This window comes from Rhizobium sp. 01L419 (genome assembly GCF_056400025.1).
Genome location: NZ_JBFTSM010000004.1, coordinates 125214 through 138160, shown reverse-complemented (window position 1 = coordinate 138160; position 12947 = coordinate 125214). Strand labels below are relative to the sequence as shown.

General features: G+C 60.2%; 9 protein-coding genes and 2 pseudogenes. All 11 read left to right on the top strand.

All coding sequences use genetic code 11. From position 1 onward, the window contains the following. Window positions 1-94: 94 nt before the first annotated feature. The 11 genes and pseudogenes from AC1DUP_RS10665 to AC1DUP_RS10615 all read left to right on the top strand — a co-directional run bounded on the left by AC1DUP_RS10665 (window position 95) and on the right by AC1DUP_RS10615 (window position 12939). Window positions 95-424 (top strand): STAS domain-containing protein, encoded by a 330-nt coding sequence (locus AC1DUP_RS10665; protein ID WP_115036700.1) that lies wholly within the window; start codon window positions 95-97, stop codon window positions 422-424. Continuing rightward, window positions 421-789 (top strand): response regulator, encoded by a 369-nt coding sequence (locus tag AC1DUP_RS10660; protein WP_113296108.1) that lies wholly within the window; start codon window positions 421-423, stop codon window positions 787-789. The genes AC1DUP_RS10665 and AC1DUP_RS10660 overlap by 4 nt, the downstream gene beginning before the upstream one ends. Then, window positions 786-2840: a chemotaxis protein CheA gene (locus AC1DUP_RS10655; protein WP_477832633.1), complete on the top strand. Its 2055-nt coding sequence runs from the start codon at window positions 786-788 to the stop codon at window positions 2838-2840. Before AC1DUP_RS10660 ends, AC1DUP_RS10655 begins: the two co-directional genes overlap by 4 nt. Further along, window positions 2837-3346 (top strand): chemotaxis protein CheW, encoded by a 510-nt coding sequence (locus AC1DUP_RS10650; RefSeq protein ID WP_113310281.1) that lies wholly within the window; start codon window positions 2837-2839, stop codon window positions 3344-3346. Before AC1DUP_RS10655 ends, AC1DUP_RS10650 begins: the two co-directional genes overlap by 4 nt. A gap of 29 nt (window positions 3347-3375) precedes the next feature. Further along, window positions 3376-5088, top strand: coding sequence for a methyl-accepting chemotaxis protein (locus AC1DUP_RS10645; RefSeq protein WP_477832632.1), 1713 nt, complete (start codon window positions 3376-3378; stop codon window positions 5086-5088). A gap of 224 nt (window positions 5089-5312) precedes the next feature. After that, window positions 5313-5825: pseudogene (locus AC1DUP_RS10640) on the top strand (MCP four helix bundle domain-containing protein); the annotation flags it as partial. Between the two features lie 102 nt (window positions 5826-5927). After that, a pseudogene (locus AC1DUP_RS10635) lies at window positions 5928-7250 on the top strand (methyl-accepting chemotaxis protein); the annotation flags it as partial. A gap of 199 nt (window positions 7251-7449) precedes the next feature. Beyond that, window positions 7450-9513: a HAMP domain-containing methyl-accepting chemotaxis protein gene (locus tag AC1DUP_RS10630; RefSeq protein WP_477832631.1), complete on the top strand. Its 2064-nt coding sequence runs from the start codon at window positions 7450-7452 to the stop codon at window positions 9511-9513. Between the two features lie 165 nt (window positions 9514-9678). After that, window positions 9679-11499 (top strand): methyl-accepting chemotaxis protein, encoded by a 1821-nt coding sequence (locus AC1DUP_RS10625; protein ID WP_113310278.1) that lies wholly within the window; start codon window positions 9679-9681, stop codon window positions 11497-11499. Window positions 11500-11575: 76 nt separating this feature from the next. Continuing rightward, window positions 11576-12052 carry a chemotaxis protein CheW gene (locus AC1DUP_RS10620; RefSeq protein ID WP_113296115.1) on the top strand — a complete coding sequence of 159 codons (477 nt, stop codon included), beginning with the start codon at window positions 11576-11578 and terminating at the stop codon, window positions 12050-12052. 32 nt (window positions 12053-12084) lie between these two features. Next, window positions 12085-12939, top strand: coding sequence for a CheR family methyltransferase (locus tag AC1DUP_RS10615; protein WP_113296116.1), 855 nt, complete (start codon window positions 12085-12087; stop codon window positions 12937-12939). Window positions 12940-12947 lie beyond the last annotated feature (8 nt).

Genomic DNA, 12947 nt, shown 5'->3' with positions numbered 1-12947 from the left:
TTGCACTTCCTACAACCGCCGTTTACGCGCTGTTAAGCCTGTCATGAGAATCCTTTTATGGTCGTTAAGTATTTCTCCGACCCTGGAGGCTGCGTTGGATACTCAGGTGCAATATTGTGAATCTATATCTCTTCCGGAAGTTCTGAACATTCGTAATGTTTCAGAAGTATATGCGAAGATTATTGATCAATTTCGTGACAATAATACAATTACTCTAAGTCTTCCCGAAAACACGGAAGCGGATCTGAGTGCTCTCCAGCTCATCGAAGCCGCCCGCCGTCAGGCAAGGGCCAAAGGCAAGACTTTTACCCTTTCGGCTCCGGCCAGCGGTTCGCTTCTCAAGGTCCTTGAGCGGGCCGGATTTACCGAGGCCTTCGATCAAGAAGACAAGAAGTTCTGGTTGCATGAAGAGGTGACGTTATGAGCGCAAACATCCTGACCGTTGACGATTCCGCCAGCATTCGGCTGACCACCAAGGTCACGCTGACCAATGCAGGCTACGCTGTCACGGAAGCCGTCAATGGCGCCGAGGGCCTGGCAACCGCCAAGAGCGGCAATTTCGACCTGATCGTCACCGATCTCAACATGCCGGTCATGGACGGGCTGACGATGATCGAGGAACTGCGGAAGCTGCCCGCCCAGGCCGGTGTGCCGATCATCTTCCTGACGACGGAATCCGATGCGGATCTGAAGGCGCGTGCCAAGGCTGCGGGTGCTACCGGCTGGCTTACCAAGCCGTTCGATCCGGAAAATCTCGTGAAGATCGTGAAGAAGGTGCTTGGCAGATGAGCTCGCTCGATCCAGTCGCAGTATTCCGTACCGAAGCGGCCGAATGCCTCGAGGCGATCGAAGCCGGCCTTCTCGACCTTAACCACGACCTCGAAAACAAGGATCTCGTCGACGCGGTGTTCCGCGGCCTTCATACATTGAAGGGCTCGGGCTCAATGTTCGGTTTCGAGCAGCTTGCCGCTTTCACCCATCATTGCGAAACGGCCTTCGACCGTGTCCGTAAGGGTGAAGTTCCGGCAACCGCCGAGCTCGTTGCCGCCGTTCTTGCCGCGCAGGATCACATGCGGGCGCTCGTCGAACAGCCCGATGCCGATCACGGCGATACCGGCCACAAGCTGCTTGCCCAGCTCCAGGCGGCCGTCGGCGGCAAGGCCGAGGCCAAGGAGGCTGCCGCGCCTGCAACATCCGCTGTCGCAGCCGCGGCTCCTGCCAAGAAGACGACGACCTGGCGCATCCGTTTCAGCCTACCGGCGAATTCCATGGCGAACGGCACCAATCCGCTCGGCCTTCTGGATGAACTGCGCGATCTCGGCGAATGCACAGTTCGTGCAAACACATCAGGCATTCCGCCGCTCGATGATCTGGTCCCGACCGAACTCTATGTTTCATGGGATGTTGTTCTGACGAGCGAGCAGGACCGTTCTGCCATCGACGACGTTTTTATCTTCGTCATGGATGACATGCAGCTCGACGTTCAGGAAATCGCCGGTCCGCAAGCCGCGCCGGCCGAGGCAAGAAAGGATGTAGCTGCTGCTCCGGTCGCCGCAGCATCCGTTGCACCGGCTCCAGCCGCTGCTTCGGAGTTCCGCCCGGTCGAGGCCGTTCCGGTAAAGCGCGAAACGCCCGCGCCTGCCCAGGCCGCAGCCCAGGCAAAGGCGCAGGAAAACGTCCGTGTCCCGGCAGAACGTCTCGATGAACTGATGGACCGCGTCGGCGAGCTCGTCATCGCCCAGTCGCGCCTCAGCCAGCTGGCAAGCTCCAGCTCGGACATCGCCTTGCGCTCGGTGTCGGAAGAAATCGAACGCCTCTCCGGAGAACTGCGTGACACGATGATGGTGCTGCGCATGGTGCCGGTCGGAACGCTCTTCTCGCGCTTCCGCCGCCTCGTCCACGATCTCGCCCGCGAAACCGGCAAGGTCATCGAACTCGTCACGGAAGRCGAGACCACCGAAGTCGACAAGACCGTCATCGAACGCCTCGCCGACCCGCTGGTCCACCTCGTCCGCAACTCGATCGACCACGGCCTCGAACCGCCTGCCGAACGTCTTGCTGCCAGCAAGACGGAAGCCGGAACCGTGACGCTGTCTGCCCACCAGTCCGGCGGTGAAGTCATCATCTCCATCAAGGATGACGGGCGCGGCATCAACCGCGAGCGGGTTCGCGCCAAGGCGGAATCCTCGGGCCTCATCGCGCCCGGCCAGCCACTTTCCGATCAGGAACTGCTGCAGCTCATCTTCGCGCCGGGCTTCTCCACCGCCGCGCAGATCACCAATCTCTCCGGTCGCGGCGTCGGCATGGATGTCGTCAAGAAGACGGTCGAAGCGCTGCGCGGCGCGATCCAGGTCGTCAGCCTGCCGGGGCAGGGTTCGGAAGTCTCGCTGCGCATTCCGCTGACGCTCGCCATCATCGACGGTCTGCTGGTGCGCGTCGGCGCCGGGCGTTACGTCATCCCGCTCTCGGCGGTCGAGGAGTGCCTCGAACTGTCGCTGGAAGAAGACCTCCGCTCGCGTGGGCGCAGCTTCATCTCGCTGCGCGACAGTCTGGTGCCGTTCCTGCGGCTGCGCGATCTCTTCCGCACCGGCACCAAGCCGGACGTCCATCAGAAGGTGGTCGTCATCTCGACAGGCACCGAACGTGTCGGCCTCGTGGTCGACCAGATCATCGGCGACCACCAGACGGTCATCAAGTCTATGTCGAAACTGCACAACGACGTGGCGACCTTCTCTGGCGCCACCATTCTCGGCGACGGCAGCGTCGCCCTCATTCTTGACGTCGGGCACCTCGTTGCCGCGGGTCAGCAACAGGAGGCGCAATTGCGCGTGGCAGGATGAGCACAGCAGCAACAGCCGAAAAATTCGACAAGCACTGGAATTATGCCGAAGAAGTCGAAGTTCTGACCTTCGATCTCAATGGCGAGACCTTCGCACTGGAAGCCGTCATCGTCCAGGAAATCCTGGATCTGCTTCCCGAGACCGCGGTGCCGGGCAGCCAGCCCTTCGTCGCCAGCGTCATCAACTTCCGCGGCAAGGTTATTCCGCTTGCCGATCTTCGCCTCGCTTTCGGGATGGAAGCCTCGGAAGCGACGATCGACAGCCGCATCGTCGTCATCGAGGTCGATCTGCAGGGGGAGCAGACGCTCGTCGGAATGCGTACCGACAAGGTGAACGAAGTGACGACGCTGACGAAAAGCGCCAGCGAACCGCCGCCAAGCGTGGGTATGCGCTGGCGCGCGGATTACATCAATTGCCTGGTCAAGCGGGGCGGGGAGTTCATCATCCTCCCGAATTTGCAGGCGATTTTCTCATCGAGGCATGAGACGGCGGGGGCCGTCAGCTAGCCGGGGGCCAATCATTAGGGGTTAAGACGATGCGATTGACGATCAAGACAAAGTTGGTGACTGCGTTCACCTTTATCATTCTCATGCTGATAGGTACCGCCGGCTACGGCATCTTCAGCCTCGGTTCGCTGAACGATACGATCGGCAATCTTCTTGCCGGTCCTGCCGCGCGCCTCGACCTGGCGCAGCAGATCAATATCGCCCAACTCGAAGCCATCCGCCAGCAGAAGAACCTTCTGACCGCGCGCAATGCCGATGACGCTTCCGGTGCAATCGAAAAGGGCAACCAGGCCCGCAAGGATTTTGCCGACGCCTTCGCCGCTGTGACGAAGCTTGCGACCGAGGAAGGCAAATCACGCTGGGATCGTGTTACCGAACTCTCCAAGTCCTTCAACCAGGCCGACGACCAGATTCGCGATTTCATGAAGGCCGGCAATATGGACGCCGCCAACAATATCTCGGTCACGACGGCTCGCCAGGCAGCCAACGATATCGACTCCGCTCTGGATGAAATTCTGACGCTCGAAAAACAGCGCATGAAGGATGCAGACGACAGCGCCGAACAGCAGTATGGCACGACGCGCACGATGATGATCGCGGTTGCCGCTGTGGCACTGCTGATCGCTGCCTTCACTGCCTTCTGGATCGCGAATACCATCAGCAAGGGTCTCAGCCGTGCCAACACTGTCGTCCGCGAAGTTGCCGAAGGCGACCTGACGAAGATGGCCGAAATTACCTCGCATGACGAAATCGGCGAACTGCTCGGCAACGTCAACGTCATGATCGAGCGCCTGCGTGGTGTCGTCGCCGACGCCCTGTCTGCCGCCGACAATGTCTCTTCGGGCAGCCAGGAACTGTCGGCCAGCTCCGAGCAGGTCTCGCAGGGTGCGACCGAACAGGCGGCTTCCGCTGAAGAGGCCTCCGCTTCGATGGAAGAGATGGCTGCGAACATCAAGCAGAATGCCGACAATGCCGCCCAGACCGAGAAGATCGCCCGCCAGTCCGCCAAGGATGCGGAAGCGTCCGGCGAGGCTGTGACACGCGCGGTCGAAGCGATGCGCACGATCGCCCAGAAGATCGGCATCGTTCAGGAAATCGCCCGCCAGACCGACCTCCTTGCTCTCAACGCTGCGGTCGAAGCAGCGCGTGCCGGCGAGCATGGCAAGGGTTTTGCGGTCGTCGCCTCGGAAGTCCGTAAGCTCGCAGAACGCAGCCAGTCTGCCGCTGCCGAGATCAGCTCGATGTCGGGCGATACCGTCAAGGCGGCAGCGGATGCCGGTGAAATGCTCGGCCGCCTGGTGCCCGATATCCGCAAGACCGCCGAACTCGTCTCCGAGATCAGCGCTGCCTGCCGCGAACAGGATATCGGCGCCTCGCAGATCAACGAAGCGATCCAGCAGCTCGACAAGGTGACCCAGCAGAATGCCGGCGCTTCGGAAGAAATGTCTGCGACTTCGGAAGAACTCGCCGCTCAGGCTGAGGAATTGCAGGCTTCGATCGCCTTCTTCAAGGTCGATACGGCAGGTACGACCCGTGCTGGCGTGAAGAAGACCGCTGCGAAGACGACTGCCAAGGTGGTCAAGGCTCCGGCCGCCGCCCCGCGCAAGCCGGCTCCGGCCACGCATAGTAATAATCACGGCCATACGGTCTCCGCCCAGCAGGCACGTGCAAAGGGCTTTGCTCTGGATATGTCGATGGGCGGCCCGGATGCGGTCGACGACGATTTCCGCGAAAGCGCCTGAGCGCTTCGCAGTCAACCGAAACTCTCCGCGGCGGCTTCGGTGGCCTCGGACCAAAATATCCCGCAACGTGTGTATGCGTTAGCGTCGTGATCACTAGATGTCCGACTGCTGGGAAGTGAATCACTCGCTGTCCCCCTTTTTTGGCTCTTCATTGATTTTTCTTACTGGCGATCTGCTCACGGGCCGCCTTGCGAGACAGTATTTTCCGCTTTCAGGGGATAGAGATGCGTTTCACCATTAAAATGAAGCTAGGTATTGCTTTTGGCCTCGTAATATTACTGGCGTTGGGGATGGCAGGCCTTGCCATTTCCAATCTTTATTCACTCAATGCCGCCATCAGCGATATCGTTACTGGCCCTGCCAAGAACCTTTTGAATTCGGGTGGGCTTTCTGATGCGGTCGCCGCATCGATCCGCGCCGAGAAGAACGCCGTTATGAACACGGATCCGGCTGCCATCACCGGATATCGGGACACGGTCGCGCAGGAACGGAGGACTATCGACGACCGGCTGGCCGAGCTCGATAAGGAGACCAATCCCGCAGTCGTCAGCAAGCTTGCAGAATTCCGTTCGGTCTATCCGAACTGGACACGGATGCAGGACCAGATCCTTGATCTGGCAACCCAGAACACTGCTGAAAGCAACGCGCATGCCGCTCAGATCTCCATGGGCGACGGTGCCAAGATCACCGATAGTCTCCTGAAGATCCTGGGAGAACTTAACACTCATATCGTTGAAGATCTTCACGCCACCGATGCGGCGACGAATGTCCAATACGGCAATTCCAGCAGCGCCCTGATCGGAATGGCGGTGGTGCTGTTCGTCTTCTCGACGGCCATCGCGGTCTGGATCGCATTCGGTATCAACCGCGGCCTGAAGAAGGTTGCCTTCATCGCGGAAGCCGTCTCGAAAGGCGATCTCGAGCAGAAGGTCGAGATCAAGACCAATGATGAGATCAAGGATCTGATCGACACGGTCAATATCATGACCGCCAACTTGCGCAGCACTGCGGCTCTTGCCGACAAGATCGCCATGGGAGATCTCTCGGTCGACGCAAAGCCGCTGTCGGACAAGGATGCTCTCGGCATCGCCATGCAGAGCATGGTGACCAACCTGCGCATAACTGCCGAAGTGGCCAACCAGATCTCGAACGGCGACCTGACCGTTTCACCGAAGCCGCTTTCGGAAAAGGATGTGCTCGGCACTGCGCTCGAGCAGATGGTGGAGCGCCTGCGCGGCGTCGTCGCCGATGCGATTTCGGCTGCCGAGAACGTCTCTGCGGGCAGCCAGGAACTCTCGGCAAGCTCCGAACAGGTCTCTCAAGGTGCGACGGAGCAGGCCGCCTCCGCCGAACAGGCTTCGGCCTCGATGGAAGAGATGGCCTCCAACATTAAGCAGAACGCCGACAACGCCGCTCAGACCGAGAAGATCGCCCGCCAGTCGGCCAAGGATGCGGAAGCCAGCGGCGAAGCCGTCTCCCGCGCAGTCGACGCCATGCGCACGATCGCGCAGAAAATCGGCATCGTCCAGGAAATCGCTCGCCAAACCGACCTGCTCGCCTTGAACGCCGCCGTCGAAGCGGCACGTGCCGGTGAGCACGGCAAGGGTTTTGCAGTTGTCGCCTCGGAAGTGCGCAAGCTTGCCGAACGCAGCCAATCAGCCGCAGCCGAAATCAGCGCCATGTCCGGTGATACGGTGAAAGCCGCCCAGGAGGCGGGCGATATGCTCGGCCGCCTGGTGCCCGACATCCGCAAGACGGCGGAGCTGGTTTCCGAGATCAGCTCGGCGTGCCGCGAGCAGGATATCGGGGCAGCCCAGATCAACGAGGCAATCCAGCAGCTCGACAAGGTGACACAGCAGAATGCCGGTGCCTCTGAGCAGATGTCTGCGACCTCGGAAGAGCTCGCTTCCCAAGCCGAGGAACTGCAGACGTCGATCGCCTTCTTCAAGGTGGACATGGCCGGCAACCGCCAATCCCGCGCGCCGGCCGCTAAGGTCACGGTCCGCAGCCCGGCTCCGGCAGCAATCCGTAAGCCTGTCGGCAAGAAGACCGTTGCCGCCAATACGGTTGCCGCCCAGCAGGCACGCGCCAAGGGCTTTGCCCTGGATATGTCGATGGGCGGCCCGGACGCTGGTGACGACGATTTTCGCGAAAGCGCCTGAGCGCTTTCTCACTCCGATACCGTCAGGGGCCAGGCATGTGGCCCCTGACACAAGCTTCCGGTGACCAGGAACGCCGGACGCAAGGTCGCAATTTCTTCGATAACTGTCTTCGCCTCCGGAATGTTTTTGCTGCGTGACGCCGCGCCCAGGAAACCACCGGTCCACACTTATTCCGTCACTTTCAAATAGGGGTATTGCGATGCGTATCACGATCAAGCTCAAGCTCGCGGCCGCGTTCGGCTTCGTCATACTGTTGCTGGTAGGTAGTGCAGTCTTTGGAATTATAAGCCTCAGCTCGCTGAACGACGCCGTCGGCGACTTGATCGCAGGTCCATCAAAAAGACTGGAATTGGCTCTGGAAGCAAAAGCTGCCGAGCTCAATGCCATCAGATGGCAGAAGAACGCCCTTTTGGAAATGGATCCCGAAGCGGCCAGGAAGAACTACGAAAACTCGGCAAAGAGCATGGATGAAATGCTCACATTTGCGACGGGCGGCCAACAGCTCGCAACTGCTGATGGCAAGCCCACGTGGGACAGGTTGGTCGAACTGGGCAAGCGTTTCGCGGAAGGTTCCAACAAAGTTGCCTCCATCCAGGAAAGTGGCGACAGGGCAGCGGCCACGGCTTATTCCGGCGGAGAGGTCCGCGCCATCGTCATGGAATTGGAGGACGTCTTTACGACGCTCGTCGCACTTCAGCAGAAGTCGATGACGCAAGCCGACGACGACACCGAAATCCTCTACGGTAATACCAGAAACCTCCTGATCGGCATCGCCATCGGCGCTTCCGTCATAGCGTTCGCTGCCGCACTCTGGATTGCGCTCGGCATCAACAGCGGGCTGCGGAAGATCATGAACGTCGCCAGCGCGGTCGCGATCGGCGACCTGAACCAGAAGATCGAGATCAGGAGCAATGACGAGATCAAGGACCTGGTCAACACGATCAACGTCATGACGGACAATCTGCGCAATACTGCTGGCATCGCAAACGAGATTTCGAACGGTGACCTCAGCGTCACACCGAAGCCTCTTTCCGACAAGGATACGCTCGGCATTGCCATGCTTGGCATGGTGAATAACCTGCGCTCTACTGCCGACATTGCCAACCAGATCGCAGAAGGCGACCTCTCGGTCGACGTCAAGCCGCTTTCGGCCAAGGATACGCTCGGCATCGCGATGGAAAGCATGGTCACCAATCTTCGCATCACTGCCGATATTGCCACGCAGATTGCTGCCGGCGACCTGACGGTTTCTCCGAAGCCGCTCTCGGCCAAGGATACGCTCGGCACCGCGCTGGAGCAGATGGTGGAACGCTTGCGCGATGTCGTCGCAGACGCAATTGCGGCCGCCGAGAATGTGTCGGCCGGCAGCCAGGAACTTTCGGCGAGCTCCGAACAGGTATCGCAGGGCGCCACCGAGCAGGCTTCGGCGGCCGAAGAAGCCTCCTCTTCGATGGAAGAGATGGCAGCCAATATCAAACAGAACGCCGATAATGCCGCTCAGACGGAAAAGATCGCCCGTCAATCCGCAAAGGATGCGGAGATGAGCGGGAGTGCCGTTTCCCGCGCTGTCGAGGCCATGCGTACGATCGCCCAGAAGATCGGCATCGTTCAGGAAATCGCCCGCCAGACCGACCTTCTCGCCCTCAACGCTGCAGTGGAAGCTGCCCGTGCCGGCGAGCACGGCAAGGGGTTTGCGGTCGTCGCTTCGGAAGTGCGCAAGCTTGCCGAGCGCAGCCAGTCGGCGGCAGCGGAAATCAGCGCCATGTCGAGCGATACCGTCACGGCCGCCCAGGAAGCCGGGGACATGCTCGGCCGCTTGGTGCCTGACATCAGAAAGACTGCGGAACTCGTAGCTGAGATCAGCTCTGCATGCCGTGAGCAGGATGTCGGTGCGTCGCAGATCAACGAAGCGATCCAGCAGCTCGACAAGGTCACCCAGCAGAATGCGGGCGCTTCCGAGCAGATGTCTGCGACGTCAGAAGAGCTCGCCGCCCAGGCCGAGGAATTGCAGACATCGATTGCCTTCTTCAAGGTCGATACAGCGGGCGGCAAGGCAATGGCGACGAGTGGCCGCCAGGGCCGTACCCCGGCCGCCAAGGTGACCACGCGCAGCCCGGCTCCATCAGCAGCCCGCAAGCCGGCCGGTAAGGTGGCTCCCGCCAACGGCGTTGCCGCTCAGCAAGCCCGCGCCAAGGGTTTCGCCCTGGACATGTCCATGGGCGGGCCGGATRCCGCGGACGACGATTTCCGCGAGAGCGCATAGGACTTTCCGACTTTGACAAGGGAGGGGCCGACCCAACGTGGCCCCTCCGACATCCGGCGATGTTCAAGCCGGTCTGTGCCGGATTTACCCGGTGACGCATGAAGCGTTTTTATCAGAGGCCCTGTTTCGCGGCACAGCCGCAGCCATTCTAAAAGAGGTTCGCAAATGCGCTTCACCATCAAACTGAAACTGGGCTTGGTCTTCGGTTTCATTGTTCTCCTGACCTGCGCCATGGCAGGTCTATCGATCTACAATCTTTCGTCGCTCAACGACGACATCTCCGTCATGGTTGCCGGTCCGGTCGCCAACCTGCGCGACTCCGGTGATCTTTCCGATGCAGTCATGCGCTCGATCCGTTCCGAAAAGGACGCGATCATCAACACGGATCCGACCAAAATCGGCGGCTATGTCGATGAAATCTCGCAGCAGCGCGATGAGATCAAGACACTGCAGGCCCGTCTTGCGACATCGCCCGATCCGGATATCCGCAACGGCATGACCCAGTTCGGCGATCTCTACAGCAGGTGGACGGCGCTGCAGGACCGTGTTGCCGATCTCGCCAAGCAGAATACCAATGAGTCTAATACCCAGGCTGGCACCATTTCCATGGGTGAGGGCCAGCAGGTCACGACGCAGCTTCTCGGCATTCTCGAAAAGCTGAACGACACCGTGACCGGCAATGTGGCCGAGACGGACTCAGCCACAAATGACCAATATGCCCAGTCGCGCAACGTGCTCGTGATGATGACGATCGGTCTGATCATCTTATCCTCCGCTGCCGCCATCTGGATCCTGCTCAATATCTCCCGTGGCCTCAAGCGTGCGGTTCAACTTGCGGATGCTGTCAGCATCGGCGACCTCGAACAGGACATCGAGCACAAGAGCAACGACGAAATCCGCGACCTGGTCAATTCCATGACGAGGATGACCGGCAACCTGCGTAACACGGCACAGATCGCCAACCAGATCTCGAACGGCGACCTGACTGTCTCACCGAAGCCTCTCTCCGAAAAGGATACGCTCGGTATCGCTCTGGAGCAGATGGTGGAGCGCCTGCGTGGTGTCGTCGCCGATGCGATCGCCGCTGCGGAAAACGTCTCGTCCGGCAGCCAGGAACTCTCGGCGAGCTCCGAGCAGGTTTCCCAGGGCGCGACAGAACAGGCAGCCTCCGCTGAGCAGGCCTCCTCCTCAATGGAAGAGATGGCTTCCAATATCAAACAGAACGCCGACAACGCTGCCCAGACTGAGAAGATTGCTCGCCAGTCCGCCAAGGATGCGGAGAATTCCGGTGAAGCGGTCAACCGTGCTGTCGCTGCCATGCGTACGATCGCCGAGAAGATCGGCATCGTTCAGGAAATCGCTCGCCAGACCGACCTGCTTGCCCTGAACGCCGCCGTCGAAGCTGCTCGTGCCGGCGAACACGGCAAGGGCTTCGCGGTCGTCGCCTCGGAAGTCCGCAAACTTGCAGAACGCAGCCAGTCGGCCGCCGCTGAAATCTCTGCCATGTCCGGCGATACGGTGAAGGCGGCACAGGATGCAGGTGAAATGCTTGGCCGCCTGGTTCCGGATATCCGCAAGACTGCGGAACTCGTCGCCGAGATCAGCTCGGCCTGCCGCGAGCAGGATGTGGGTGCCTCGCAGATCAACGAAGCGATCCAGCAGCTCGACAAGGTGACGCAGCAGAATGCGGGTGCCTCCGAAGAGATGTCGGCCACCTCTGAAGAGCTCGCCACGCAGGCTGAAGAACTGCAGGCCTCGATCGCCTTCTTCAAGGTGGATATGGCCGGGAACCGCCTGTCCCGCGCTCCAGCCGCCAAGGTTACGGTGCGCACGCCGCTTCCGACCGGAGGCCGCAAGCCGCTCGCCAAGAAGACCGGGGCTGCCAATTCGGTCGCCGGTCAGCAGGCCCGGGCGAAGGGCTTTGCCCTCGACCTCTCCATGGGTGGCCCCGACGACGGGGATGCCGAGTTCAAAGAAAGCGCCTGAGCATTCGGGTCCTTTCAATCTGTTAACAGGCGTCCCCGATAATGGGGACGCTCGAATCCAAGGAAAGCGGTTGATCATGGCAACAACATCTCTGGAAGCTCAATTCGTGACCTTCAGCCTCGGCGAGGAGATCTTCGCCGTTCCGGTGGAGGTGGTGCGCGAAATCCTCGACTATGCGGAAGCATTCAAGATTCCGAATGGTCCCGATTATCTGCTCGGCCTGCGCGATGTGCGCGGCCAGGGCGTGCCGACGATCGATCTGCGCCTGAAGCTCGGCATGTCGAAGACCGTGCCGACGTCACATACGCGCGTGCTCGTTCTCGACGTTCCGATGGAAAGCCGTCTTCTGACGCTCGGCCTCGTCGCCGACCGCGTTTTCGAAGTGACGCCGTTTCGCCGCGACCAGATCGAAGCCGCGCCCGATATTGGCGTGCGCTGGCGGTCGGACTACATCGCTGGCGTCGTGCGCCGTGAGAACGGATTCGTCGTTATCGTCGATCTTGCCCGGCTTCTGTCGCGCGAAGACGCCTCTGTCCTGCAATCGGCCGCTTGAGGCCTTAATACCTATCCGGAGCGTCGCGTTTTATGAGTATGGCAGCGGTAGAAACCCAATTGCCGGGTGACAGGATCAGCAAGCGTAACTTCGACAAGCTGGCACGGTTCATCTATGACTATAGCGGCATCAAAATGCCGCCGACGAAACTGACGATGCTGGAGGGCCGCCTGCGCCGCCGTCTGCGCGCCACACGTCACTCGAGCTTCGACGATTATTGCGATTTCCTGTTCAACGACGGCGGGCTCGATCAGGAGACCGTCTATCTGATCGACGTCGTGACGACCAACAAGACCGACTTCTTCCGGGAAGCCAAGCATTTCGAATATATGCAGACGGTTGCCCTGCCGGCGCTTGCCGATAGCGGCGTGCGAACCGTTCGCACATGGAGTTCGGCGTGTTCGACCGGCGCAGAGCCCTACACCATGGCAATGGTGCTGGCGGAGTTCGTCGAGAGCCGTAGCGATCTCTCCTACAGCGTGCTGGCGACCGATCTCTCCACCGATGTGTTGCAGACCGCGCGCAGGGGTATTTATGCGGAAGATCTGGTCGCTCCGGTACCGCGCGACCTGCAGAAGAAGTATGTCATGGTGGCCAAGCAGCAGGGCCGACGCGATGTTCGCATCTCACCGAAACTGCGCAGCCGCGTCGGCTTCGCCCGCATGAACCTGATGGACGAAAAATATCCTGTTGGTGACATGATGCATCTGATCTTTTGCCGCAACGTGCTGATCTACTTCGACAAGCAGACGCAGGCGGGTGTTCTTACTCGTCTCTGCGATTGCCTCGCGAAGGGTGGTTACATGTTTATCGGCCACTCGGAATCGATCACCGGCTTCGATCTTCCCTTGAAGCAGGTTTCGAATACGGTGTTCCAGCGCATCTGAGAGTATCC